Below are 25,087 nucleotides of genomic sequence, written 5' to 3' on the forward strand. Positions count from 1 at the left end.
GTTGTCGAAAATTGAAGGTTCAAAAGGAGTGCGAATGTTCGTGTTGGAAGATCGAGTGGCTGGAGTGCTCGCTGGTGCCGCAGTTGGGGATGCTCTGGGGGGTGCGACCGAGGGGTGGACTCCTGAGCAGATTGAAGAGCGCCACGGCGGCCGAGTCGAGGGAATCGTTGGACCATTCCTCGCCGATTGGAAAACCGCGCGGCCGATCGCGCCGTACCACAAGGGAGACGGGCACGTCACGGACGACACCCTCATGACGCACGCTCTCGTGGAGGTCTATGCGAAAAGGCGTCGCCACCTCGATGCGTACGACGTCGCGGGTGATCTTGTGCCTCTCATGATTGGCGAGCGACGCTGGGTCCCCGAGCTCGAGGACCAGGCGCTCATCTTGCAGCGGGTTTTTCTCGCCGAGAAGTGGATCGTCGCAAAACTTCACTACGGCCACGCTGATCCCCGTGAGGCGGGCGTCGGCAACATCGTTAATTGCGGTGCAACCATGTACATGGCTCCAGTCGGGCTCGTGCACATTGGAGACCCGCACGGTGCCTACGCTGAGGCCATCGACATCGCCGGAGCGCACCAGTCGTCCTATGGGCGTGAAGCCGCAGGGGTGTTTGCCGCGGCTGTTGCGGCGTCCGCAGCGCCTGGCGCTACCGTCGCTGACGTGCGCTCTGCTGTTCTCGATGTCGCTCACGACGGTACTGCAGCCGCAATCCGGGCCGTCTTCGACGCCGTCGACACCTTCATCTCCGCAGGTGGGTCGGACGACCCGCGGGACCTCGCTCGAGTCGTGCGTACGGCCGTAGCCCCGTTCGACACAGTGGGCGAACACTACCGCTCGCCCGCGATGGATGCCCGACTGCCGTCCCGGACTAAGTCGATCGAGGAACTTCCGGTCGCGCTTGGTTTCGTTGTCGCTCGCGACGGAGACCTCCGAGCTGCGGTGCTCGACGCCGTGAACTATGGCCGTGACTCCGACTCGATCGCGACGATGGCCGGCGCTATCTGCGGCGGCATCCACGGCCACAACGCCGTTCCGACCGAGTGGGTCTCAGGCGTGACTACCGCGAGCCGACTCGATCTCGACGGGGTGGTGACATCGATGACAGAGGTCGTCCGTGATGTTGCACGAGCGGACGCCGATCGCGCGTCTCGGCGAGTGAACGCCCTTGCGACGGTGCTCGGCGACGAGGGCCACGCGTGAGATTGACGTGGGCGCAGCCGGAGGACCTGGTTCCGGCCGAACTGGCCGCGCTTCGCGAACAGGGCGCTGCCGAGAGCGATCTCGCCCCCATCCAACGGCGATGGGCGGATGCCGGCGGATCGATCGCACTCGCGCCGTCAGGCGCGAGTGCTGAATCTGCTGCTCCGGAGCTGCGCGTACTCGCACGCGCGGTGCTCGAGGAGTTGCAGGCCTTGCACGCGCCCAGCGTCGACGAACCGGACGAGTGGTCCGATATCGTCGCCTTGCTTCCCGCGGCGGTAGCTCCCGCTGACGCATCCGTCGCGTTCACCCGTGTGCACGGTGCCTGGCTCGGCCGGTCCGCGGGTTGCCTGCTTGGAAAGCCCGTGGAGAAGATCCCTCGCAGCGGCATCGAGCAGATCGCTCGTGCCACAGGGAACTGGCCGATCCGGACATACTTCACGGCTGTCGGGCTCCCCGACGAGATCGCGCGGCGCTGGCCGTGGAACCGTCGCTCAGCGCCGACCTCTCTCATCGAGAACATCAACGGCATGCCCGAGGATGACGATCTCAACTTCCCGATCCTCGCCCTCGACCTGCTCGAGACCCACGGCAAGAACCTGACAACTGAGCACGTTGCGGAAGCCTGGCTGGGTGCACTCCCAGCGGGGCGAGTCTTCACCGCCGAGCGTGCCGCCTATCGGAACATCCTCGACGCGCGGCCGGTCCCGGATACTGCCACGCATCACAACCCCTTCCGCGAATGGATCGGAGCCCTCATCCGTGCCGATGTGCACGGCTGGGCGCACCCCAGCGACGTGCGTGCCGCTGCCGCATCGGCGTGGACCGATGCTCGACTCAGCCACACTCGCAACGGCATATACGGCGAGATGTGGGCTGCAGCGCTTTGCTCTGCATCGTTGGTAGCGCGATCGGCCGACGAGGCATTGGATGCCGCTGACACGGTTGTTCCTCCGGCCTCACGTCTCGCGGCCGCGGTGCGCCTCGGCCGCGAGACGGGTCGCTCGCTCACTGGTGGTTTGCTCACCGTGGACTCAGCCCTCGACACCCTGCACGAAGCTTTCGAAGGCATGCACTGGGTGCACACCCTGAACAATGCGGCGCTCGCTGCGTGCGCTCTTCAGGCATACGGCGACGATTTCGGTGCCGCAATCGCGTTCGCCGTTGCCGGCGGCTGGGACACCGATTCAGTCGGCGCAACAGTCGGGTCCGTCGTCGGCGGACTCCTGGGGGCTGACGGGATCGATGAGGCGTGGACCGCACCGCTGAAGGACCGTATCGCCACCTCGATGCCCGGCGGCACAGAGCGATCTATCCGCGAACTCGCCGAGCGCACGCTTCGCCTGTCGGCAGGTATGTCATGAGTGTCGTCGTGGTAGGCAGCATCAATCAGGACGTCGTCGCTCGTGTCAACCGGATCCCTGGCCCGGGCGAGACGGTACTCGCGTCCGCGATGGTGCGCACCGGCGGTGGGAAAGGCGCCAATCAGGCCGTCGCTGCACGCCGTGCGGGAGGAGCCTCCGTTGCTTTCGTCGGTTCTGTTGGCTCGGATCAGGAGGGTGAGGGTCTTCGTCATGCCCTCGTCGTCGACGGAATCGACGTCTCGGGACTGTCACAGGTGGAGGGACCGAGCGGCATGGCGTTCATCTCGGTAGACGACTCCGCGGACAACGCGATCGTCGTTGTACCCGGGGCGAATGCGGCAGCGACCACTCTCACGCCCGAGCAGCGTTCACTCGTGGCGACAGCGAGTGTCTTGCTCACACAACTGGAGATTCCGACTGACCTGGTGCAGGATGCTGCTTCCACCCGCGGCGCCCAGGCCTGGCATCTCCTCAACGCCGCGCCGTCGGCGCCGTTCGTCGCGGCTAGCGCCGCGCTGCTCGCCTCCGTCGATGTGCTCATTGTCAATCAGCATGAGGCGCTCGACATTGCTGGCGTGAACGATCTCGAGACGGCCGTGATGTCGCTTGCGCCTTCCGTACGCGCGCTCGTCGTGACCCTCGGGCGTCGCGGGTCGATTGTCGTCTGTGGGGAAGAGCGAGCTGACGTTCCTGCCTTTGCAGCCGATGCGGTCGATACGACGGGTGCGGGAGACACGTTCTGCGGAGTGTTCGCCGCCGCTCTCGCGGCATCCGGCCGAGTGCCGGGAGATGTCGATGCTGCCTTGCTCGCAGACGCCGCTCGGGCGGGGGCGGCTGCGGCCGCGATTGCGGTCACTCGCACGGGCGCGCAGGATGCAGTGCCCTCCGCGGCAGAGGTTGCCGCGCTGATCGAAAGGGCCAACGAATGAGCGGCGGATTCAACCCATTGCACCCGCGGGAACTGGACTTGCCAACGCGAGTTCCACTCGACGTGGACGTCTCCGCGGGGGACGCGGCAATCGCTCTCGACGACGCCAAGATCTTTGCGGCGCCAGACGACGCAAAGGACCTTCACGAGTGGCGGTCCCAACTCGACGCGTGGCGCGATGGCGCGAGGCGACGCCATGGTGAGCCCACCCGGTACGACGACCCCGCATCAGCCTGGGCAAGCGAATGTTTCACTGTGGCGCAGGTCTGGTTGTGGGACGAACTGTTCTTCGACTTCGCGACACAGCGGTTTACCCCTGAGCGATTTCTCGCTGACGCGCGGGAGCGTTTCGGCGGACTCGACGGTGTCGTGCTGTGGCACGCGTATCCGGTCATCGGCATCGACGATCGCAATCAGTGGGACTTCTACGACGTGCCAGGGCTGGCCGACGTCGCGGCAGTGTTGCGGGGCGAAGGCGTCGCCGTCTTCCTCGATTACAACCCCTGGGACACAGGGACTCGTCGCGCGGGCGCAGACCAGAACGAACTCGCGGCGACGGTCCGCCGTCTTGGGGCTGACGGCGTCTTCCTCGACACTCTCAAGAAGGCTGATCCCGAACTCGTTGCTGCTCTCGATGCTGCCCGCCCCGGCATCGGCCTCGAGGGAGAGTCCAAGCTTGCGACGGAGCGGATCGCCGACCACACGCTTTCCTGGGCGCAGTGGTTCGCCGATTCCGAAGTTCCGGGCGTGCTTCGCGCCCGGTGGTTCGAACGCCGTCACATGCAGCACCACATCCGCCGCTGGCACCGCGATCATGCGGCCGAACTTCGATCGGCCTGGCTCAACGGCGTCGGCATCATGGTCTGGGAGGTCGTCTTCGGTGCGTGGGTCGGCTGGAACGACCGGGATGCAGCGACCCTGCGCCGCATGCTCCCGGTTCAGCGCGGGTTCCAGCGCTGGCTGGTCGATGGAGAGTGGACCCCGCTCACCGTGCGTGACGGTGGGGTGGTCGGATCCACTTTTGAGCGCGGCGGCGTGACGTTGATGCTCCTCGCCAACACGGCAGACGACAGCGCCGTCTACGTCCCTCCCGGCTCGGGATGGTTGCCGCTGCACGTGGGCGACACCGCCGATGCGATTACTGTGCCCGCTGGCGGGATCGCCGCCGCCGTGCAAATCGGCCCTGGAGCCACAATTCCGGACGCGCTCGGGTTTGCGCGGGCAGCGCTCGCCGACGAAGCTGCCCACCGCGACGATACGTTCCCGCACCGAACCTCCCGTCGTCTTGCCGCGCCGCGGTGGAACGGTCCGGTCGTGCCTCCCGAATCCATGGGCTCACCCTGCGTCGAGGTGACAGCTGGCGAGTACATGCTCACCGTGCGATTCCGAATGAGAGAGACCGGCATGTACGACGGTGCGCCGTACGTTGACGAATGGAAGCCGCTTCCTCCACGGCTGCACGATCAGCGCACCCTCGACCGCGCGGTGGCCGTTCCGCGGCTTGTGCAGGTCGCTGCCACCGAGGTGAGCGAAGCTGAGTTCGCTCGATTCCTCGAAGCGATCGGGGAAGACGCGCGCGGCACAGACCCTGAACGTCCCGCGACAAATGTGACGTTCATGCGCGCTCGAGAGTACGCGGCCTGGGCGGGAGGCCGGCTCCCCACCGAAGATGAGTGGCAGCTTGCCGCAACCCGGCCTGGCTTCACCCGTCGTGCGCCCGAAGTGTGGAACTGGACCGAGTCGGAGTATTCGGACGGTCGCACGCGATTCGTGATGCTTAAGGGTGGAAGCGCCCATCGCAGTGTTGATTCGGACTGGTACTTCGACGGCGGGGTGAAGCCTCCGGAGTTCAGCGCCAAACTGCTGTTGCCCGGACTCGGTCAGGACGCATCGCCGTCAATCGGTTTCCGCATCTGCAGGGAGGAGAAGCCATGAGTGCGCTTGACGGAGTGCGGGTTGTTGACGCCTCGACTCTGTTCGCCGGTCCGATGGCCGCGATGCACCTCGGCGATATGGGTGCCGACGTTGTCAAGGTCGAGCATCCCCACCGGCCCGATCCGGCACGCGGCCACGGGCCGAGCAAGGACGGGCAGAACCTCTGGTGGAAAACTCTCGGTCGCAACAAGCGCACCGTGGCGATTGACCTGCACACAGACGGCGGGCGAGACGCGTTCGTTCGACTCGCCACAACCGCCGATGTTGTGATCGAGAACTTCCGCCCCGGCACGCTCGAGCGGTGGGGGTTGGACTACGCCGCACTCTCCGCCGAAAATCCCGGATTGGTGCTCGCGCGCGTGACCGGATTCGGCCAAATCGGTCCGTACAGACGCCGACCGGGTTTCGGCACGCTGGCTGAGGCGATGAGCGGGTTTGCTTCGTCCACTGGTGAGCCGGATGGTCCGCCGACGCTTCCTCCGTTCGGCCTCGCGGACGGCGTCGCCTCTCTCGCCACGGCGTACGCGATCATGGTCGCCCTGCATGCTCGCGACCGAGATGGCGTCGGCCAGGAAATCGATGTCGCGATCATCGAGCCGATCCTCGCCATGCTCGGCCCGCAGATCACGCGATGGGACCAGCTCGGCACGGTGCAGCCAAGGACGGGAAACCGTTCAGTCAACAATGCACCGCGCAACGCCTACCGAACGGCCGACGGATCCTGGGTCGCAATCTCGACCAGCGCGCAGTCGATCGCCGAGCGTGTCATTGCTCTCGTTGGTCGACCTGAACTCGCTGATGAGGCATGGTTTGCCACCGGGGCAACCCGCGCCGAGCACGCCGACCTTCTTGATGAGGCCGTCGGCGGCTGGATCGCGCAACGCTCGCGCGACGAGGTGATCGCAGCGTTCGAGCAAGCGGAAGCCGCCGTCGCGCCGATCTATGAGCCGTCTGACATCGTCGCAGACCCGCAGTTCAACGCGCTTGGCACTATCCACCGCATTCACGATGCCGATCTTGGTGACATGGCCATGCAAGGCCCACTGTTTAGGCTTTCGCGGGATGAAGCGACCATCGCGTTCACGGGGCGTGCGCACGGCGCGGACACGGACGCGGTGCTGGGCGAGCTGGGCTATTCAACCGAGGAACTTGCGGCTCTCCGCGCGACAGGGAGCATTACATGAGCCGGACGACCATCGTCGCGCTGTATGCGCCGGCAGACCGACCGGAACGGTTCGAGAAGGCTCTCGACGCCGGGGCGGACGCGGTCATCGTCGATCTTGAAGATGCCGTCACCGCATCGCGGAAGACGGAGGCCCGTGCAGCGCTTCCGACCTTCGCCGCGCAATGGCACGCCCGTGGCGAGCGAGCGCCCGCGGTGCAGGTGCGCGTCAATGGTGTCGGATCGTTCGCGCACGACGCCGATCTCACGGCGCTCGCCGAACTCCCCGCCGCGTTCGGCGTTCGCTTGCCCAAGACCCAGTCCGCTGAGGACGTCGCCACGATCCGGGCCGCGTTGCCGGGCCGCGAGGTGCATGCACTCCTCGAGTCGGCGATCTCGATCGAGCGCGCATTCGAGATTGCACGCTCGGGTGTCTCGTCCATCGCAACCGGGGAGGCCGACCTCCGAGCCGAGCTCGGCGTCCCGGCGGGACCGGAGGGCGAGGTCGGGCTCGCGTGGTCACGCAGCCGTATCGTGAATGCCGCCGCCGCTGCCGGCATCCGGGCGCCTTTGATGGCCGTCTTCGCCGATGTCACCGACCTTGAGGGTCTCGAGGCGAGTTGCCGTGCCGGCCGCGCGCTCGGGTTCGCCGGCCGCACCGCAGTGCACCCGCGTCAGCTCGAGGTCATTCGACGGATTTTCACACCCAGCGCTGCGGAAATAACCCGGGCACAGGGCATCGTCGACCGCGTGAAGTCCGCCGCTGCGGACGGCACCGGCGCTTTCGTGCTTGACGATGGCACGTTTATCGACATCGCCATGGTGCGGGCTGCCGAGAGGGTGCTCGGAGCGCGTGGCAATCCGCCGGGCGGGATGCCGCAGGCGGGGCCATAACATCGCTGGGTGTGGTGAACTGAGCCGAGGTCAGGACCCCGGAACAGCGACCCCGTGCTCGTAGGCGTAGACGACGGCCTGGATGCGGTCGCGCAGGCCGAGCTTCTGCAGCACCTTCGACACGTGTGACTTCACGGTCGCCTCGCCGACGAAGAGTTGCTGAGCGATTTCGGCGTTCGACAGGCCCTGCGCGACGAGCGTGAGCACTTCGGACTCTCGCTCGGTGAGGGTGTCGAGAGCCGCCGGTCGCGAAACGGGGGACGTCCCTGCACCGCTCGCCGGAGCATCCGTTCGACTGCCGAATCTTTCGATCACGCGACGGGTCACCGCCGGAGCGAGGAGCGCGTCGCCGGCCGCAACCACCCGAACGGCGTCGATGAGCTGCTCGGGAGTGGAGTTTTTCAGCAGGAACCCACTCGCTCCTGCCGACAATGCCTCGAACAGGTAGTCGTCGCGGTCGAACGTGGTGAGGATGAGGACAGCGGATGTTCCGTCGTCGTTCGAGGTGATTCGCCTTGTCGCTTCCAGTCCGTCCATGTCTGGCATCTGCACGTCCATACAAATGACGTCCGGCTGGAGTTCAGCGGCGCGGGCAAGGGCTTCGGTTCCTGTTGCGGCCTCTCCCACCACCTCAATGTCCGCCTGCGAACCGAGAATGATCCGAAACCCGGCCCTCACCATTTCGTGGTCGTCGGCGAGGAGCACTCGGGTGGCTGTCATCGTGGAATCTCCTGGGTGGTGTGCTGCCTGGCAGGGCTCGGCGTTGCGTCGGCAACTGAAACTGTGTCTTCTGGGATCCGGGCGCGCACCAGGTAGCCACCTCGAACACGCGGGCCGAGCTCGAGGGTGCCACCGAGCGCGTCGACGCGTTCTTGCATGCCGACGTGGCCGAGCCCGCCCTGGCGCGGTTGGGATGGAACGGTTCCGGTGTTCGCCACCTCCAGTTCGACGGCGTCGTCGAGGTAGCGCACCCGAACATCCGCGGTCGCCGTAGACCCGGCATACTTGCGGGCGTTGGTGAGCGCTTCCTGGGCAATCCGGTAGAGGCTCAAGCGCACCAGCCCTGGCACCTCACGAGGTTTCCCAATGACCTCGAGGGTCGTCGGCAGGCCGGAGGCCGTGGAGTCTGCGATCAGAGCGTCGAGGGAGTCGAGGCCGAGCGTCGATGCGCTCGTTGAGGCGGAATCGTCGTCATGCTCCGTCTCCCTGAGGGTGTGCAGCAGCTTCTGCAGTTCGTCGATGGCTGTGCGTGCTCCGATTTCGACGTTCGCCAGTGCGTCCCGAGCCATCGCGGGGTTCGAGTCGAGCACGGTTCGGGCGGCGCCCGCCTGCACGCCCATCACCGACACGTGGTGGGCGACGACGTCGTGCAGTTCTCGGGCTATGCGCACCCGCTCGAGCGCGACGGCCTGCTGTTCGGTGCGCTCCCGCTCGTATTCGAGCTCCGCCGTGCGGTACTCCAGCAGCGCCTTCTGCCGTGCCGAGCTGTATGACCGGTCGCCGAAGTAGTACGCGCCACCAAAGTAGAGCAGGTTTGTGAGGATCTGGATCATCAGGTAGGCCACGAGTGGCGAGAACGCGCCCACCCGTGAGAGCCCCTCGAGCGCGTCAGGGTCTGTGGTCTGCCGGAACATGGCGATCACCAGCCACCCGAGCATCGCGGCGATGATGACGGCCCGCACGAGCAGGGCGGTGCGCCGGTTGTCCACCCAGGCACCAACGGCGTACAACGCCATGAACAGGGTGATGTTGCACATCAGCAGCTCAGGCACGTGCAGTTCACCGCCACAGATGAACGCGATCGACACGACGATGGCCACCGTGTTGGGGAACCGGCGGCGAAGCGCGAGCGGCAGGGTGATGAGTACGGCCCAGATCAGACTGAGCCACATCGGCGCCGGGTCATCGTAGAGACCGGCCACCTGGTAGAGCATGAGGCTGAACAGGGTGCCGATGAAGAGCACCACAGCGAGAATGACGTCGGCGCGCAACTGCCGTGGCGTGACCGTCGGCCGACGCCAGGCGGGGTCGTTCGGGTCGAGAGCGGGCACGAAGGTGGAAGTCACGGTTCCACGCTAGCGACCGGGAGTTGCTGCGGCATCCGTCGTGCGACGGAGTTCGGGGCGCACCTAGGACATGTCCTGTGTGAGCACACGACGGAAGAAGGGGGCGGATGCCACGTCCGTGTCCCACAGACGCGTCACCTCGGTCGCCAGTTGCGATTCGAGGCCGTCGAGCGCACGGACGACGAAGACAGTGACGGATGCTGTCGGTGCGGACTTCTCGAATCCGTTCGCTATCGCACGCACCCAGGTTTCGGCTGCGGCCTTCGCGGCGGCGTAGTTCGCGCCGCCCGGCATCGGGTGGCCGAGGGTGGTGGTCGAGACGATGGCGAGCCGACCCGCGTGCGATTCGCGCAGGTCGTCGACGAACACCCGCGTGGTGTTACGGAGGGTGGTGACGATGCGGGAATGCAGGAACTCCCAGTCGTCATCGCTCTGGCCGGAGAGCCCACCGCCGCCGCGCCACCCGCCGACGAGGTGGATGAGCCCGTCGACCGAACCGATCTCAGTGTGGATGCGTTCGCCCAACGCGACCACGTCGTCGAAGCTGGCCAGGTCATAAACCTGGCTTATGGCATCCGGTACCTGCTCGGTCAACCGGGCCAGGCGCTCCTCATTGGAACCGACAGCGATCACCCGTGCGCCAGCCGCGGCCAGCTCACGGCAGACAGCAACGCCTGCGGTGCTTGTGGCGCCGGCAACGAGCACGAGTTTTCCGGCAAGTGCGATCATGGCTCCATTCTGGCCGCGTGAGGCGGTGCCGTGCCAGAATCAACCATGGAATCGCGGGAACGTGAGCCAGAACCGTCGTCGGGCGCATCGCGTCGCGACTTTTTCCGGGCGTCCGGCATCGCGGTTTCGGGGCTCGCGGTCGGCGGCCTCGCCGGTGCGGCCGTCGCGGCGAACGTCGGGACCGACCTGGGCTACACGCCGGTGCCCGCTCGGTCCGAACCCGGGTTCGATCACCTCGTCGTTGTGATGTTCGAGAACCGTTCGTTCGACAACCTGCTCGGGCGACTGTACGAGAACACCGATCCGCCGCGCGGCCAGTCGTTTCAGGGGGTCACGGATGGCGACTACAGCAACACGGCGCCAGACGGCACTGTCGTGGCCACCCACGTGTACGACGGGCCCACCGACACGGTGATGTCGCAGCCGGACCCCGACCCTGGTGAGACCTACCCGCACGTGAACACGCAGTTGTTCAACCTTGTCGACCCGCCCGGCAACGCCCACCTGACCGAGGGCGGCGCGGCGTCACCGTTCAACGCTCCGCCGAAAGGGGCCACCCCGACCATGTCGGGGTTCGTGACCGACTACATCATCAACTATCGACACGAACAGGGGAAAGAACCGACCGAGGTCGAGTACGCGGCCGCGATGGGCGGATTCTCGCCGGAGATGCTTCCGGTGATGAGCACCCTGGCCCGCAACTTCGCGGTGTACGACGCCTGGCACTGCGCAGTGCCGTCACAGACGTTCTGTAACCGATCGTTCTTCCACGCCGGCACCTCGCACGGGTTCGTCACCAATGTCGAGAACGGCGGAATTCGCAAGTGGCTCGACCCGAGGTTCACAACCACCCTGTTCAACCAGCTCGAGGCCGCCGGGGTTTCCTGGCGGGTGTACTACGACGACGACCAGCTGATCTCGCTGACCGGACTCATCCATGCCGCGGCGACCGAGAAGTATTGGATGTCCAACTTCCGCGGTATGAAGCAATTTCATCAGGACGTTGCAAACGGCACCCTGCCGGCATACTCGTTCATCGAACCGCGGATGATCTTCAACCACAACGACATGCATCCGCCAGTGGGTCGGCTGCGCGAGAGCGAGGTGGACGGTGAACCGGTCATCGACGGTGCGCTCTCCGATGTGCGGGCCGGGGAGGTGCTGCTCTCGGAGATCTATACCTCGATCAAGAACTCGGCGTCCGGATCCGGTTCGAACGCCATGAACACGACCCTCCTGGTCACCTTCGACGAGCACGGTGGAACCTTCGACCATGTGCCGCCCCCGCCGGCGACCCCGCCGGACAAGGATCAGAAACCCGGCGAAATGGGCTTCACCTTCGACCGACTCGGCTGCCGGGTTCCGGCCCTGGTGATCTCCGCCTACACGCCGTCCGGCACGATCATTTCCGAAGAAATGCACCACGGAGCCGTTGCGAGCACCCTGAGCGCACTGCATGGCCTGAAACCGCTGAGCAGGCGGAACGACACAGCATCCCCCATCACCAACGCGCTCACCCTGACCCAACCGCGGCAGCCGGCGCTGTGGCCTGACACTCATCCGGCGTACGTGCCACCGAACTCGGAGTCACAGGGGAAGGTTCACGAAACCGACGCGCACCACCCGCTGACGCCGCCCGCCAAAGGGGTGCTCGGGCTGTTGCTCGCCAAGTATGAGCCCAACCGGCCCGTCCCCGAGACGTACGGCGACGCCTACGACGTTCTCGTTCAACACGGCAGGGGGCTGTTCGGGCTCTCCGATTGATCCGTAACCCGGTCGCGAACCGAGCTGTGTTTTCGAGAACGGATGCCGGAGCATCCGTTCTCGAAAACAGCCTCCTAATTGCCCGTGGTCCCGGTGATACCCGCCGTCGACTCGATCACGTCGCTCATCTTCTTTGAGAGTGCCTCGTAAAACATGCTGAGCGGGAACTCGTCGTCTCTCACCAGGTCGGTGTAACCCTTCGGAGCACCGGTCAGGACGTCGTCGGGCAGGCCGCGCGCCCACGCCGAGGCGGGGTGCGGTTCGAGCGTGCTCGACACGAGGTCGTACGCGGCGAGCCAGTGCGCGACCTTCGGCCGGTCGATCGAGCGCCAGTAGAGCTCGTCGATCGCATTGCCGAGCGCGACCACAACGTCGGGCACGTCAGCCCAGTCGATGGTGAGCGCTGTGTCTGTCCAGTGAAGCACGTGGTGCTGGTGCAGCCACGCGAACAGCAGCTGGCCGCCGAGCCCGTCGTAGTTGCGCACCCTGCTGCCGGTGAGCGCGAACCGGAAGATTCGGTCGAAGATCACGGCGTACTGCACGAGTTTCGCGTGGGCGAGGATCTCGGTCTCCGCTTCGGTGAGCTCGGCCGGGCTCTGCGCAGACAGGGTTCGTTCGAGCTTCACCGATTCACGGAACGCCGTCAGGTCGCAGCGCAACTCCTCGAGCGAGTAGAGGAAGAACGGCATTCGCTGTTTGATCATGAACGGGTCGAACGGAAGGTCGCCGCGCATGTGCGTGCGGTCGTGGATGAGGTCCCACATCACGAAGGTCTCCTCGGCGAGCTCCTGGCTCTCGAGCAGCGCCTGCGCGTCGGCAGGCAACTCAAGCTTCGTGATGTCGGCGGCCGCTTTCACGACCCGCCGGAACCTCGCGGCCTCACGGTCGGCGAAGATCGCACCCCAGGTGAAGGTCGGGATCGCGCGCATCGCGACGGTCTCCGGAAACAACACAGCGGAGTTGGTGTCGTACCCCGGCGTAAAGTCGAGAAACCGGATTGGAACAAACAGCTTGTTTGAGTACTCCCCGGCCTCGAGCTCGGCGACGAAGACCGGCCAGACCACTTCAACGAGCACAGCCTCAACGAGCCGGTCGGTCGACCCGTTCTGCGTGTACATCGGAAACATCACCAGGTGCTTGCGCCCGTCGATGCGGTGCTGCTGCGGCTGGAACGCTCGAAGCGAGTCGTAGAAGTCGGGCACCCCAAAGTCCTCGGCCGCCCAGCGTTCGAAGTCGATCACAACGGCGTCGAGATACTCGGCGTCCCAGGGAAACAGCGGAGCCAGCTCACGAACCGCACCGACGATCGTCGTGACGAGTTCGTGTGCTGCACCATGGGCATCCGCTTCGGGAATTGATCCGTCCTTGACTTGAAGCGGGCGGATGCTCACAGCGGCGTCCTTGAGACGAAGCCAGGCCGGGTGCATGGCCAGGTCGCGGTCTTCAACGACCTCGGGCTCGCCAACGATCACTTGTGCGTGAATTTCAGACATAACAACCCTCCCGGCGTCGTTGCAAACGGTGTGTCTCGAGCGTATCCGGCGCAGTGGGAGCGTTTCTTTGCCTCCTGCGAGCGTTGGCTGCGGGAAATCACACCGGCGCGCAGGTTAACTGCGTGCGCTGGGTAAGCCACGGAACAGGCGGCGCTCAAGGTCTCCGCATTCGGGCGTGGGCGGCACACGATTTCGAGGCAGAACGGATGCCACGGCAACTGCCGTGAGCGCCCGAGTGTTCACTCGGCTCGACCTCACGCCCGATCTATGCCGGCTGCAGAAACTGACCCGTCGTCGCCGCTACGCCCCGAGCGGCGCGAACGTGGTGCGCGGCCTCGGTCGATGTTGCTGGAGCCTGGGCCGCGTCGAGCCGGTCGATCGCGAGTTTCTCCGCGGCGGCCAGCGTTGTGACTGACCGTGCGGCGGCATCACGGAACACAGCCTTGAGCGTGTGGCCGATGTCGTCGACGCGACCGAGGATTGCGGCCCGGTCCGCACCCGGCTTCGACGCCATGTCGAGGTAGATCACACCTCCGGCGTTCGCAATGAAGTCCGGCGCCCAGAGGATCCCGCGCTCGGCGAGGAGTTCAGCCCCGTCAGCATCGGCGAACTGATTGTTCGCTGCACCGACGACGGCCGCGCACCGCAACTGCGCGATGACGTCGTGCGTCAAAGCACCGCCGACGCCACACGGTACGAACACGTCCGTCTCGAAAAGGTGCTCGTCGCCTGGGGCGATCCAGCTGGCATGAATCTCCTCAGCGAACGCACGTCTCGCCGGATTCACGTCGGTGACGATGAGTGACATGCCTTCCTCGCTCAACCGCCGTGCGAGCCGTGATCCCACCTGGCCGAGCCCCGAGATGGTCGCCCGTCGACCGGAAAGCAACGGGCTCCCTGTGACCGTTTCGAGTGTGGCAACAATGCTCGAGAACACGCCCTGCGCCGTGGCGTCGCTTGGCTCGCCGACTCCGCCCCTGTCGGCGGGCAGCCCGCAGACATGAGCGGTTCGTTCGGCCACGACTGCCATGTCCGCGGCACTTGTGCCGACGTCCTCCGCCGTCTGGTAGCTGCCGCCCAGGCTCTCGACGGCATCGCCGAGGTCGAGCATGGCGAGGCGTTTGCGCTCAGCGTCGAGCGTTGTGCCGTTGGGGATGAACACGACCGACTTGCCGCCGCCACGGGCAAGCCCCGCCGCCGCATTCTTGAGGGTCATCCCGGCCGAAAGTCGAAGCGAATCGTCGACGGCGTCGAGCCAGGAGTCGTAGTGCCAGACCCGGGCGCCGCCGAGGGCTGAGCCGAGCCGGGTGGAGTGGACCGCGACGCTGATTGTGAGCCCGGATCGATTGCCGCGGGTGATCAGCACGGTTTCGTGGTCGAGGGAGGGGGAGTGCAGGGCGTCGAGAGACGCACCGGATGAAAAAGACGTCATTGTCAGATCTCCTTGTGGGTGATGTGGGTGTCCCGGGTCGGGGCGGCGATTCGGTGCGCGGGTAGCGCGGCAAATCACCTGGTTCCATCACACCAGCACAGGGACCCGGTGGCAAGGGGCATCAGACCCGCCGTCAGGGTTCAGCTCCAGCGTTTGTTCACCCAGCGCTCGAAGAGTCCGACGAGGGAGTCGGTCACCTTGCCGAGCACGGCAAGCAGGATGATCGCGAGGATGATGCGGTCGATCCGGCCGTTGTTTTGCGAGTCGATGAGCAGGAAGCCAAGTCCCATGGATGACGCGATCAACTCAGCGGCGACGAGGAAGAGCCATGATTGTGCCAGAGCGAGGCGCAGCCCGGACACCACAGACGGCAGAACGGCCGGCAGTTGCACGGTGGAGAAGAGGCGGACCCCGTTGTAGCCGAACGCCCGCCCTGCCTCGACGAGCTGACGATCGACATGGCGGAGCGCGGCAGACACCGTTGTGTAAACGGGAAAGAATGCACCGATCGCGATCAGCGTGATCTTCGATTCCTCGCCGATCTTGAGCCACAGGATGAGCAGTGGAATCCACGCGAGTGACGGAACCGCACGAATCGCGCCGAGGGTGGGTGCGATCAGGATGTCGGCCAGTCGAGACAACCCCACAATCGCGCCGAGAATCAGTCCGAGCAAGGCTCCGATGGCGAAACCGATCAGTACACGCTGCGTCGAGATCGCCGCGTATTGACCGAGCAGTCCGCGCTGCAGCAGGTCAACCCCGGCGGTCCAGACCGATGCCGGCGACGGAAGCTGTGACGCGCTGACGAGACCGAGGGCGGTCACCGCCTGCCAGATCGCCAGCAACAGCAGCGGCAGCAGCGAACCACCGACGATCACGAACCAGGTGCGGCGGGTCAGCGGGACGCGCCCGCGCGCGGAATCCTCACGGCGAGCGGATGCCTCGGTGCGAGCGGCAACCGACGGTCGCGCTCGCACCGCGACAGGCTGCTCGCTCGATAACCCCGCTGACGAAGCGACGCCAGCGCGAACCTCGTCTGCCGTTGTCAGCTTGTCGGTGTGAGTCATGAAAATTCCTGCCTGGAAAACGAGAAGAAGTGGAGACGGATGCCACGCGCCTCCACTACGGACGACTAACCGATCGCGTCGGGGTCGGCCTGGGTGATGAATTCGTCGTTGATGATGGTGTCGAGCGCTTCGTCGACGGCGTCCTGGCTTGCGACGTCGTTGGTTTCGACGAAGATTGGGCCGACAATCCCAAGCACATCGGTCTGCGCGTCCCCGGGAACCGGGTCGACATCGAGGTTCGAACGTTCGGAGATCACGCGCGTTGCAACGGGAAGGTCGAGTCCGGCCACCGTCGCGAGGATCTGTGCAGCCTCTTCCTCATTCTCGGCTGCCCATGCTCGGGCGTGCTCATACGCGTTCACGACAGCCTGTGCCAGGTCCGGCTTCTCCTTCAGGAAGCTTTCGGTCGCGTTGAGGAAACCGTAGGTGTTGAAGTCGACGTTGCGGTAGATCAGCTTGGCGCCCGCCTCTTCGGCGTTGGCCATGATCGGGTCCAGTCCGCTCCAGGCGTCGACCGAACCGTTCTGCAGCGCCGCCCAGCCGTCGGCGTGCTGCAGGTTCTCGATGGTGACGTCCTCGGGGGTGAGCCCAGCGTCTTCGAGCGTCTGCAGCAGGAAGAAGTAGGGGTCGGTGCCCTTGGTCGCGGCGATCTTCTTGCCCTTGAGCTCGGCGACGTCGGTGATCGTCGAGTTCGGTCCGACGACGAGTGCTGCCCACTCGGGCTGCGAATAGATGTCGATGACCTGGATCGGTGAACCGTTGGACCTGGCAAGGAGCGCGGCCGACCCGGCTGTCGACCCGACGTCGATCGCATTGGCGCGAAGCGCCTCGTTGGCTTTGTTCGAGCCGGCGGACTGCACCCAGTTGACAGAGACGTCCTGGTCAGCGAGGGCGTCTTCGAGCCAGCCCTTCTCCTTGATGATCAGCGAGAGCGGGTTGTAGGTGGCGAAGTCGATGTTGAGGGTTCCGCCCTCCGTCACCGTTGTGCTGCCGTCGTCTTTAGCCGCGCTGGCGGCCTGGCCTTCGCCTGCCACGCAGCCGGTGAGGAGAAGCGCCGCTGTTGCGGCACCGGCGACAAGTGCCGCCAGGGAAAATCGTGAGCGAGCCATGAGCTGTTCCTTTAGTTGGACGAAGTGGAGTGGAGCAGGTGGGGGTCAATACGGGAAGGTCGGCATCGCCGTTGTCTTTTCGACACCGCGGGCTTCACCGTGGCGGTCGATACCGAGGCCTGCGAGGAGGCGGCCGCGCAGCTCGGCAAGTTCGGCTGACCCGCGGTCGCGGGGTCGGTGGCCAGGGACGACGATCTCCTGGGCGATCGACGAACCTTCCTCACCGTCCTTGCGGCCGAGGAGGATGATGCGGTCGGCGAGCTGCAGCGCCTCGTCGACGTCGTGAGTGACGAGCAGCACAGTGGTTGGAGCCGCGGCGTGCACGTCCAGCAGAAGATCCTGCATCTTCAGGCGAGTGAGGGCGTCGAGCGCCCCGAACGGTTCGTCCAGGAGGAGAACCCCCGGGTTGCGGGCGAGCGCCCGAGCCAGGGAGGCGCGCTGCGCCATTCCACCGGAGATCTGCCGGGGGCGGTGCCCCGCAAAGGCTCCGAGGCCGACGAGGTCGATGAGGTTCGCCACCCGGGCGGCACCTTCGGTTTTCGGTGTGCCGCGGACAAGACCGAGCGCAACGTTGTCTGCGACGCTCCGCCAGGGCAGCAGGCGGGGTTCCTGGAAACCGACGGCCGTGCGAGCGTCGAATGGAGTGACCGGTCTGCCGTCGATGAGAATGTCACCGGTCGTTGCCGAGTCAAGACCACCGGCGATTCGGAGCAGCGTCGATTTTCCGCAGCCGCTTGTTCCCAGGATCGCGAGCACCTCTCCGGCTTTCACATCGAGGGAGATATCGCGAAGAACGGAACGGCCCTGACCGCGTTCGCCGGGGAAAGTGCGACCGATTCCGGCAAATGAAACCGTCAGCGCAGCATCCGTTGTCTCAAACTCAGGGCCCTTGGCTGAATTCGACACGGCGCGCAAGGCCCCCTGCGGACCAGCGGTCAAGCGCGAAGATGTCATAGGTTGCTCCTCAGAGCGAGAATTCGGGTGGTTTCACGCTACTGACATGCGCCAAATCACATCAGATGGGCTGAAACACTCCGTAACACTGCGGGCGGAAGGATGAACCATGGTCGTCGTGGATAACGCCGTCTACCTCGGCGGCAGCCGGGTGGCGACCCCGCCGAGCCTCGACGCCACCTACGAGGTCTTGCAGGAGAAGGGCGGCATGGCCTGGATCGGTTTGTACCGGCCGGACCAGGACGAAGTGAACTCTGTCGCCGCGGAGTTCGGGCTGCACTCGCTGATGGTTGAGGACACTCTTTCCGGTCACCAGCGACCGAAGATGGAACGGTACGGCGACACCCTGTTCGCCGTGTTCAAGGCAGCTCGGTACATCGATGCAGATGAGCGCGTCGAGTTCGGCGAGGTTCACGTCGTCGTCGGCAAGGACTTTGCCGTCACCATCCGGCACGCGGAGACTCCCGACATCGCCGGCATCCGCAAACGCCTCGAAGGTGATGCCGACCTCCTTGCGATGGGGCCCGAGTCGGTGTTGTACGCGGTCATCGACGAGATCGTCGACGGATACGCGCCGGTGATTGCCGGACTGGAGAATGACATCGAGGAGATCGAGGACGCGCTGTTTTCCGGCGGGCAGGAGTCGTCGAAGCGAATCTACGCGCTCAGCCGAGAGGTGATCGAGTTCCAGCGGGCAACCCAGCCGCTTGTGGGTATCTTCGAGTCTCTGGGCGACGGAGCAGACAAGTACGGTGTCCCCGTCGAGCTGCGCCGGTACCTGCGTGACGTGCACGACCATGTGCTTCGGGTGGTGGAGCGCGCTGCGGCATTCCGCGCCCTGCTGCAAAACGCGCTCACCGTGAACACGGCGCTCGTCGGCCAGCGCCAGAATGAGGCGAGCTTCGCGCAGAGCGAGCAGGTCAAGCGCATCTCGAGCTGGGCCGCGATCTTCTTCGCGCCGTCGATTATCGGATCGATCTATGGAATGAATTTCCGGCACATGCCGGAACTGGAATGGGTATGGGGATACCCATTTGCGCTCGCTCTCATGTTCGGGAGCGGGTTGGTGCTCTACATCATCTTCAAGAGGAACAAATGGCTGTAAACGCCCCGGCGCTCGTCTGGTTCCGAGAGGACCTGCGGCTCGACGACAACCCCGCACTCACCGCGGCCTCCGAGTCCGGTCGACCAATCGTCGCGATCTACCTGCTCGATGACGTGTCGCCAGGGGTTCGTCCGCTCGGTGGCGCCGCACGGTGGTGGCTGCACCAGAGCCTCACCGCACTGTCACGGTCGCTCGGCGACCTGGGCGTCCAGCTCGTTCTTCGCCGGGGAGCTGCCGGCGACGAGATCCCTCGCCTCGTGCAGGAGCTCGGTGCCGAGGCGGTGTTCTGGAACCGCCGCTACGGTGCGGCCGAACGGCAGGTCGACTCAGGGATCAAGGCCGGTCTGCGCGCGGACGGCGTAGAGGTCACCAGCTTCGCGGCCGCGTTGCTCTTCGAACCGTGGACGATCACGACCGGCTCCGGTACTCCGTATTCCGTTTTCACGCCGTTCTGGCGAGCCTGCCTCTCCAGTCCGCCTCCGCGGGCACCGCTCGATGAACCCGAAACGCTGACCGGCTGGGAGAGAAACGTTGCCACCGATCTGCTGGAGACGTGGGAACTCGAGCCGACTCGACCCGACTGGGCCGGGGGACTCCGTGAGGCATGGCAGCCGGGAGAGGCATCCGCTCATCGTCTGTTGAATGAGTTCCTGACCGAGAAGCTCGCCGCGTACGACGATGAGCGCGACCTGCCGGCGCAGTCGGCGACGTCGGGGCTCTCGCCGCACCTGCGCTGGGGCGAGATCAGCCCGCACCGGGTGTGGGCCGAAACCGACCTGGTTCGACGCGGGGCGAGTTCGCGGGAAGCTGCCGGTGCTTCTCGCTTTCTGACGGAACTCGGCTGGCGCGAGTTTTGTTACCACGTGCTGTTCGCTGCTCCGGATCTTGCGACCTCGAACTGGCGATCGAGTTTTGACGCGTTCCCGTGGCCCCCGCTCAATGAAGAGGCGCTCGCCGCCTGGCAGCAAGGTCGGACGGGTATCCCGATCGTCGACGCTGGCATGCGTGAACTGTGGCGGACCGGTGCCATGCACAACCGGGTTCGCATGGTGGTGGCGTCTTTCCTCACGAAGAACCTGCTCATTGACTGGCGTGAGGGTGAACGTTGGTTCTGGGACACCCTCGTTGACGCCGATTCAGCGGCGAACGGGTTCAACTGGCAGTGGGTGGCCGGTTCAGGAGCGGATGCCGCGCCATACTTCCGCGTCTTCAATCCCGAACTGCAGGCCAAAAAGTTTGACCCGCACGGGGAGTACATTCGCCAGAATGTGCCCGAGTGGGGAACCGACGCATACCCCGAACCGATCGTGGACCTCGCGGAAACCCGCAAAGCGGCGCTCGCCGCATACGACAGGGTCAAGCGCGCTGCCGACTGAGCGCCGGAAAAACGTGGGTTCAGAGCCCGTGGTCTGACAGCCACGGGCTCAGCACCGCGAGAAATTCCTGCGGATGTTCAACGCTCGGCAGGTGCGCGGTGTCGAGAAAGATGTGACGGGAGGCGTTGGGGATCGTCTCGGCCAGGTACTCGAAGGAAATGAGCGCCCTGGTGATGTCGAACTCGCCGACGGTGACGAGCGCCGGAACATCGAGGTCGACGATGCGGTCGTACGCTGGCGGTTCCAGGTCGGTCGATTCGCCGATCTGGTCTTCGTGGTGACCGAGGTTCAACCGATTGAGCTCGAACGCCGTGCGAACGAACTCCTCGTCCAGGTCCCGCTCGTTGCGCAACGGGCCGATCGACCAGAGCCTCACCTCGAGATCGGCGATGCGCTTGTGGTCCCTCACCTCCCACGCTTCGTCGAGCTGTGTGCACAGTTCGTCTTCGGCGTCGGTGAGCTCGACTTCGGGAAACCCGCTCGGCCCCGACCCGATGGTGACAATTCCCGCCACCCGGTCCGGGGTTTCGACGGCGATGTCGAGCCCGATCCGGCCACCTCGTGACGCGCCGACAATCGTCGGCCGCAGCACTCCCAGGTGGTCAAGAAGCGCTCGTGCGTCATTCCGGTCAGAGAAGGCGTCCGGCCCGCAGGTCGTCTGGCCGTATCCGCGCGTGTCAAAACGAACGACATAGTGGGTTGCCGCCAGTGCCTCAACGATGGGGTCCCACATCCGCAGGGTCGCAATGCCCGCGTGAACCAGAAGCAGCGGCTCGTCGGCCGCGTGACCGTCCGTCTCGTAGTACAGCCGGGCTCCCGGCACATCGAGGTGAGGCATTCTTCGACACTACTCAGGCGAGTAGCCGCTGGCTAGAGCACCGCGTTCGAGGGCGGAGTGCGGCTGGCAGGTGGGGCGCGCGGGCTTCTTACGGCAAGCGGATGCCATCGGTGCTGTCAGAATGGACAAATGTCTGGGGTTCTGACGGGGTTCGTGGTGATCGGCATCATCATCGCTGTCGGCTATCTCGTTGGACGTATCGACCTGCTCGGCAAACACGGGCAACAGGTTATGGCCCGGGCGATCTTCTTCGTGTTGTCGCCGTGCCTGCTGTTCACCGTGTTGGCCGAGGCCGAGGTGGACCGTCTATTCTCGCCGTTGCTGGTTGTGTCGCTCCTCGCGGCGACCTCGGCGTTCGGCGTCTTCCTTCTGGTCGCTGTGCTCGTGTGGCGCCGCAAGATGCCCGAGGCAACGATTGGCGCGCTGGCCTCCGGCTACGTCAATGCCAACAACATCGGAATCCCCGTATCCGTCTACGTTCTCGGTGACGCCACCTACTCGGCACCGGTGGTCCTGCTGCAGATGCTCATCTTTGCTCCGGTTGCACTCACGCTGCTCGATTTGGGAACGGGTGGCAAAGCCTCCGTTGGCCGCATTCTCACCCAGCCGTTCCGTAACCCGATCATCATCGGTTCGCTCCTGGGGCTGCTCGTCTCTGTCACGGGCATCACCGTTCCGGAGCCGATATTCGAGCCATTCCGACTCATCGGAGCAGCGGCGCTCCCGCTGATGCTGATGAACTTCGGTATGTCTCTCTCCGGTACAAAAATCCTCCAGGCCGGATCCGGGCGAAGGGATGTTTTGCTCGCCACCACGATCAAACTGGCCATCATGCCCGTTGTCGCCTGGCTCATCGGGGTTGGTTTCGGCATCACCGGGCACGAGCTCTTCGCTGTCGTCGTTCTTGCCGGACTGCCGACGGCCCAGAACGTCTTCAACTACGCGCAGCGCTATTCGCGCGGAGTCATCCTCTCCCGTGACACCATCCTGTTGACCACGGTCGGCTCAGTCGCCGTCCTCCTGGTCGCGTCACTGCTCCTCACCTAGAGTCCCGCTCGACGGAACCGTACACACGATGTCCGGCTCGAGCGCGTAAGCTGACCGCATTCCGACCGAGGAGTGACCCTCGACGAACGACGGGGCTGGAGGTGTGGAGCGTGGCGAATGTAATGGGCAGACGCCTGTTGGCTGTACTCGCGAGCACAGCTCTACTTCTTGCGGGCATCGGTGTCTCCGCCCCGGCGGCAGCCGAAACTCTCCCCCTGAGCAACGTCGGTCACCTCGATTTCCTTCTCGACGATGTCGCTCCCGCAGCAAGCGGCGAACACGACACCTGGCGCCTTGCCGAGGAGCCCCAGCTTGTGTTGCCGTGGGCGAATGCCGATGCCCGGGACGGTGGGGCATTCGAACGCCGTGGCGGTGGCCAGTTCGACCCGGCGACGGGCTATTGGGCGCAGGGGGCTTTCAACGCCGATGACACAGCACGCGCCGCGGTTGTATATCTGCGGCATTGGGCACAGTCCGGTGACGAGTTCTCACAGCGCAGCGCCTACGAGTTGCTCCGCTCGACCGCATACCTGCAGACGGCGACCGGTTCGAATGCCGGCAACGTCGTGAGGTGGATGCAGCCGGACGGCACTCTCAATCCCGGCGCCGCACCGGCAGCACCGACAGACACGTCCGACTCAAGCGAGAGCGTTTGGTCGGCCAGGGCGCTGTGGGCCTTCGGTGAGGGCTACGCAGCCTTCCGCGACGTGGATCCCGCGTTCGCCTCCTTTCTGCAGGAACGACTGCGACTCGGGGTGGCCGCTCTAGACCGTCAGCCTTTGACGCGATACGACGAGTACCTCACCGCCGACGGCGCTCAAGTCCCGGCGTGGTTGATCTCGAACGCCGCAGACGCCAGTGCCGAAGCCGTCCTCGGGTTGTCTGCCTACCTGGCCGCGGCTGCTCACGACGACCGAGTTCGTGCCGCCACGGCCAAACTGGCCGAGGGCATCGCGGCGCTCGGCTCAGGTGACGCCCGGACCTGGCCGTACGGCGCTGTTCTGCCGTCCGTCGAATCGCTGTCGATGTGGCAGGCGGAGGGTTCCCAGATGCCTGCGGCGCTTGCCGCTGCATCTGCTGTTCTCGAGGATGCAACCCTGCTCGAACCGGCAGTCACGGATTCGGCGGTGTTCGACCCCATTTTGCTCACCGCCGGAGGTGCTGACAACGGGTGGAAGCCCACGCCAGTCGATCGAACTCAAAACGCTTACGGCGTCGACTCTCGCCTGCGATCACTCATCGCCGTTTCGGCGGCAGCGGGCAAGCCTGGCCTTCTCGACCTCGCGTCGCTCTTTGGCAGCTGGTACTTCGGCACGAACGCGTCGGGCGAGCCAACCTACGACCCAGCCACCGGGGTGGTGTTCGACGGCGTCGCGCCCGACGGTGCCGTGAACCGCAACAGTGGCGCGGAATCAACAATCCACGCACAGCTCTCCATGCTCGCGCTTGACGCGAACCCTGAGCTCCGCGCTCGTGCTCTCGGACTGACTACTGTCGTCTCCAGGGAGGGCGCGACCGTCGTGCAGGCGGAGGCGGCCTCGTCGACGAGCGGAAAGGTCGTTGCTCCTCAGGAAACCGACACAGGCGAATCGCGATACTCGGGAACCGGCTACCTGGAACTGGCGGAAGGGCGCACGGCGACCTTTGCACTTCCCTCGTCGACCGGGCAGCGCCTGATCAGCCCGGTCGTTCTTTCAGGTGAGAACGGAAACGCCAGTTCGCTGTGGCGCAGCGAATACGTTCCGCTCGGTGTACTCGAGCACAGTGCAGGAAAGCAGGGAATAACTGCAGCCCCAGGTGCCCTGCTTCCGCAACCGTTGCCCATCGCCGCTCCTCCCCAAAGCTCCAGTGTCTCCGTGACGGCTTTGGCCGGACCGGTGAGGGTCGACGCCCTGATCGTGCGACCACTTTTTTCCCGGCTCACCTTCGCTGGCTCGAACGCGAGCACCGAGCTGGTTCACTCGGCAAGCGCCGTCGCCCAACGAGTTCCGGTAAACGCCGCCGGCGGCGCTGGAACGCTGAAAAGCTATAACGCGCAGGGCGCTCTCGTCGCCGAACACGCCATCAGCGGTGTCGCGCAGATCACCGTGAAACCCGGCGGATTCGCGATAGTGACCAAGGGGTAGCTGAACGCAGCTCGGTCGATCCCCCCCCCCCCCCCCCCCCCCCCCCCCCCCCCCCCCCCCCCCCCCCCCCGTGCCGCTCGCTCGCACGATCGCGGCAGCTCGCCAACGCAGCTGACACTGGCGCATAACTGACGCGTGCAACTCAAAGGCCAGACGCACGTCGAGTGCGTCTGGCCTTGGGTTGATCGAAAGTGGCTACTCGGCGTCGAGGTCCGTTTCGAGCAGGGCGACCAACTCGGCGAGAGCCTCGTCGGCTCCTTCACCGTCGGCAGCGAGTGTCACGGTTTCGCCGTTCGATGCACCGAGGCTCATGATCGACAGAATGCTGGCCGCGTTCAGTGGACCACTGTCCCCCTTTGCGATGGTGACCTTCACGGGCTGCCGCTTCACGGCGTCGATGAAGAGCGACGCCGGACGAGCGTGGAGGCCGACGCGGCTGGCGATGACTGCTGTGCGTTCTGACATGAATTTCCTAACTGTGACGTATTGAGGGA

General features: G+C 65.3%; 21 protein-coding genes. 11 read left to right on the forward strand and 10 right to left on the reverse strand.

Annotated features, from left to right (window positions below):
* Positions 1–34 precede the first annotated feature (34 nt).
* The 6 genes from D9V28_RS09510 to D9V28_RS09535 are packed head-to-tail and all read left to right on the forward strand — an operon-like array spanning position 35 to position 7,487.
* Positions 35–1,204: an ADP-ribosylglycohydrolase family protein gene (locus D9V28_RS09510; RefSeq protein ID WP_121659455.1), complete on the forward strand. Its 1,170-nt coding sequence runs from the start codon at positions 35–37 to the stop codon at positions 1,202–1,204.
* The gene (locus D9V28_RS09515) at positions 1,201–2,568 is read left to right on the forward strand and encodes an ADP-ribosylglycohydrolase family protein (protein WP_121659456.1); all 1,368 of its coding nucleotides are present in this window, start codon (positions 1,201–1,203) and stop codon (positions 2,566–2,568) included. The genes D9V28_RS09510 and D9V28_RS09515 overlap by 4 nt, the downstream gene beginning before the upstream one ends.
* The gene (locus D9V28_RS09520) at positions 2,565–3,497 is read left to right on the forward strand and encodes a ribokinase (protein ID WP_121659457.1); all 933 of its coding nucleotides are present in this window, start codon (positions 2,565–2,567) and stop codon (positions 3,495–3,497) included. Before D9V28_RS09515 ends, D9V28_RS09520 begins: the two co-directional genes overlap by 4 nt.
* Positions 3,494–5,431, forward strand: coding sequence for an SUMF1/EgtB/PvdO family nonheme iron enzyme (locus D9V28_RS09525; protein WP_121659458.1), 1,938 nt, complete (start codon positions 3,494–3,496; stop codon positions 5,429–5,431). The genes D9V28_RS09520 and D9V28_RS09525 overlap by 4 nt, the downstream gene beginning before the upstream one ends.
* Positions 5,428–6,615 (forward strand): CaiB/BaiF CoA transferase family protein, encoded by a 1,188-nt coding sequence (locus D9V28_RS09530; protein WP_121659459.1) that lies wholly within the window; start codon positions 5,428–5,430, stop codon positions 6,613–6,615. Before D9V28_RS09525 ends, D9V28_RS09530 begins: the two co-directional genes overlap by 4 nt.
* Positions 6,612–7,487, forward strand: a complete 876-nt coding sequence (locus D9V28_RS09535) for an HpcH/HpaI aldolase/citrate lyase family protein (protein ID WP_121659460.1) — start codon at positions 6,612–6,614, stop codon at positions 7,485–7,487. Before D9V28_RS09530 ends, D9V28_RS09535 begins: the two co-directional genes overlap by 4 nt.
* A 30-nt stretch (positions 7,488–7,517) precedes the next feature.
* Here D9V28_RS09535 and D9V28_RS09540 read toward each other — a convergent pair whose 3' ends face one another.
* The 3 genes from D9V28_RS09540 to D9V28_RS09550 all read right to left on the reverse strand — a co-directional run bounded on the left by D9V28_RS09540 (position 7,518) and on the right by D9V28_RS09550 (position 10,282).
* Positions 7,518–8,207, reverse strand: coding sequence for a response regulator (locus D9V28_RS09540; RefSeq protein WP_121659461.1), 690 nt, complete (start codon positions 8,205–8,207; stop codon positions 7,518–7,520).
* A complete protein-coding gene (locus D9V28_RS09545; protein ID WP_229727841.1) occupies positions 8,204–9,553 on the reverse strand; it encodes a sensor histidine kinase in 1,350 nt (449 codons plus the stop codon). The genes D9V28_RS09540 and D9V28_RS09545 overlap by 4 nt, the downstream gene beginning before the upstream one ends.
* A 63-nt stretch (positions 9,554–9,616) precedes the next feature.
* Positions 9,617–10,282 (reverse strand): SDR family NAD(P)-dependent oxidoreductase, encoded by a 666-nt coding sequence (locus tag D9V28_RS09550; RefSeq protein WP_121659462.1) that lies wholly within the window; start codon positions 10,280–10,282, stop codon positions 9,617–9,619.
* 30 nt (positions 10,283–10,312) lie between these two features.
* Between D9V28_RS09550 and D9V28_RS09555 the strand changes: the two genes are divergently transcribed.
* Positions 10,313–12,046: an alkaline phosphatase family protein gene (locus tag D9V28_RS09555; RefSeq protein WP_229727839.1), complete on the forward strand. Its 1,734-nt coding sequence runs from the start codon at positions 10,313–10,315 to the stop codon at positions 12,044–12,046.
* A 74-nt stretch (positions 12,047–12,120) separates the two neighbouring features.
* On the opposite strand, the gene D9V28_RS09560 is transcribed toward D9V28_RS09555, so the two are convergent.
* The 5 genes from D9V28_RS09560 to D9V28_RS09580 form a co-directional block, all read right to left on the reverse strand.
* A complete protein-coding gene (locus D9V28_RS09560) occupies positions 12,121–13,539 on the reverse strand; it encodes a DUF6421 family protein (RefSeq protein ID WP_121659464.1) in 1,419 nt (472 codons plus the stop codon).
* Positions 13,540–13,804: 265 nt separating this feature from the next.
* A complete protein-coding gene (locus D9V28_RS09565) occupies positions 13,805–14,971 on the reverse strand; it encodes a Glu/Leu/Phe/Val dehydrogenase family protein (protein WP_121659465.1) in 1,167 nt (388 codons plus the stop codon).
* A gap of 140 nt (positions 14,972–15,111) precedes the next feature.
* Positions 15,112–16,038: an ABC transporter permease gene (locus D9V28_RS09570; RefSeq protein ID WP_121659466.1), complete on the reverse strand. Its 927-nt coding sequence runs from the start codon at positions 16,036–16,038 to the stop codon at positions 15,112–15,114.
* A 65-nt stretch (positions 16,039–16,103) separates the two neighbouring features.
* Positions 16,104–17,147, reverse strand: a complete 1,044-nt coding sequence (locus tag D9V28_RS09575; RefSeq protein WP_121659467.1) for an aliphatic sulfonate ABC transporter substrate-binding protein — start codon at positions 17,145–17,147, stop codon at positions 16,104–16,106.
* Between the two features lie 45 nt (positions 17,148–17,192).
* Positions 17,193–18,101 (reverse strand): ABC transporter ATP-binding protein, encoded by a 909-nt coding sequence (locus tag D9V28_RS09580; RefSeq protein ID WP_121659468.1) that lies wholly within the window; start codon positions 18,099–18,101, stop codon positions 17,193–17,195.
* 109 nt (positions 18,102–18,210) lie between these two features.
* On the opposite strand from D9V28_RS09580, the gene D9V28_RS09585 reads away from it, so the two are divergent.
* A complete protein-coding gene (locus D9V28_RS09585) occupies positions 18,211–19,206 on the forward strand; it encodes a magnesium and cobalt transport protein CorA (protein WP_121659469.1) in 996 nt (331 codons plus the stop codon).
* Positions 19,197–20,582: a cryptochrome/photolyase family protein gene (locus D9V28_RS09590; RefSeq protein WP_121659470.1), complete on the forward strand. Its 1,386-nt coding sequence runs from the start codon at positions 19,197–19,199 to the stop codon at positions 20,580–20,582. The genes D9V28_RS09585 and D9V28_RS09590 overlap by 10 nt, the downstream gene beginning before the upstream one ends.
* A 19-nt stretch (positions 20,583–20,601) precedes the next feature.
* Here D9V28_RS09590 and D9V28_RS09595 read toward each other — a convergent pair whose 3' ends face one another.
* Positions 20,602–21,420: an alpha/beta fold hydrolase gene (locus D9V28_RS09595; protein ID WP_121659471.1), complete on the reverse strand. Its 819-nt coding sequence runs from the start codon at positions 21,418–21,420 to the stop codon at positions 20,602–20,604.
* A 129-nt stretch (positions 21,421–21,549) separates the two neighbouring features.
* On the opposite strand from D9V28_RS09595, the gene D9V28_RS09600 reads away from it, so the two are divergent.
* Positions 21,550–22,467 carry an AEC family transporter gene (locus D9V28_RS09600; RefSeq protein ID WP_121659472.1) on the forward strand — a complete coding sequence of 306 codons (918 nt, stop codon included), beginning with the start codon at positions 21,550–21,552 and terminating at the stop codon, positions 22,465–22,467.
* Between the two features lie 110 nt (positions 22,468–22,577).
* Positions 22,578–24,593, forward strand: a complete 2,016-nt coding sequence (locus D9V28_RS09605) for a hypothetical protein (protein ID WP_229727837.1) — start codon at positions 22,578–22,580, stop codon at positions 24,591–24,593.
* Between the two features lie 195 nt (positions 24,594–24,788).
* On the opposite strand, the gene D9V28_RS09610 is transcribed toward D9V28_RS09605, so the two are convergent.
* Entirely contained in the window at positions 24,789–25,058 is a 270-nt protein-coding gene (locus D9V28_RS09610; protein WP_121659474.1) for an HPr family phosphocarrier protein, read from the reverse strand.
* Between the last annotated feature and the right edge of the window lie 29 nt (positions 25,059–25,087).

The sequence above is a fragment of the Mycetocola zhadangensis genome (genome assembly GCF_003668565.1).
Classification (GTDB): Bacteria; Actinomycetota; Actinomycetes; order Actinomycetales; family Microbacteriaceae; genus Mycetocola_A; species Mycetocola_A zhadangensis.

Coding starts and splice junctions, on each gene's coding strand:
- D9V28_RS09510 (WP_121659455.1), top strand. CDS start 35: ATGTTCGTGTTGGAAGATCGAGTGGCTGGAGTGCTCGCTGGTGCCGCA.
- D9V28_RS09520 (WP_121659457.1), top strand. CDS start 2,565: ATGAGTGTCGTCGTGGTAGGCAGCATCAATCAGGACGTCGTCGCTCGT.
- D9V28_RS09525 (WP_121659458.1), top strand. CDS start 3,494: ATGAGCGGCGGATTCAACCCATTGCACCCGCGGGAACTGGACTTGCCA.
- D9V28_RS09530 (WP_121659459.1), top strand. CDS start 5,428: ATGAGTGCGCTTGACGGAGTGCGGGTTGTTGACGCCTCGACTCTGTTC.
- D9V28_RS09535 (WP_121659460.1), top strand. CDS start 6,612: ATGAGCCGGACGACCATCGTCGCGCTGTATGCGCCGGCAGACCGACCG.
- D9V28_RS09540 (WP_121659461.1), bottom strand. CDS start 8,207: ATGACAGCCACCCGAGTGCTCCTCGCCGACGACCACGAAATGGTGAGG.
- D9V28_RS09550 (WP_121659462.1), bottom strand. CDS start 10,282: ATGATCGCACTTGCCGGAAAACTCGTGCTCGTTGCCGGCGCCACAAGC.
- D9V28_RS09560 (WP_121659464.1), bottom strand. CDS start 13,539: ATGTCTGAAATTCACGCACAAGTGATCGTTGGCGAGCCCGAGGTCGTT.
- D9V28_RS09565 (WP_121659465.1), bottom strand. CDS start 14,971: ATGACGTCTTTTTCATCCGGTGCGTCTCTCGACGCCCTGCACTCCCCC.
- D9V28_RS09570 (WP_121659466.1), bottom strand. CDS start 16,038: ATGACTCACACCGACAAGCTGACAACGGCAGACGAGGTTCGCGCTGGC.
- D9V28_RS09575 (WP_121659467.1), bottom strand. CDS start 17,147: ATGGCTCGCTCACGATTTTCCCTGGCGGCACTTGTCGCCGGTGCCGCA.
- D9V28_RS09580 (WP_121659468.1), bottom strand. CDS start 18,101: ATGACATCTTCGCGCTTGACCGCTGGTCCGCAGGGGGCCTTGCGCGCC.
- D9V28_RS09585 (WP_121659469.1), top strand. CDS start 18,211: ATGGTCGTCGTGGATAACGCCGTCTACCTCGGCGGCAGCCGGGTGGCG.
- D9V28_RS09590 (WP_121659470.1), top strand. CDS start 19,197: ATGGCTGTAAACGCCCCGGCGCTCGTCTGGTTCCGAGAGGACCTGCGG.
- D9V28_RS09595 (WP_121659471.1), bottom strand. CDS start 21,420: ATGCCTCACCTCGATGTGCCGGGAGCCCGGCTGTACTACGAGACGGAC.
- D9V28_RS09600 (WP_121659472.1), top strand. CDS start 21,550: ATGTCTGGGGTTCTGACGGGGTTCGTGGTGATCGGCATCATCATCGCT.
- D9V28_RS09610 (WP_121659474.1), bottom strand. CDS start 25,058: ATGTCAGAACGCACAGCAGTCATCGCCAGCCGCGTCGGCCTCCACGCT.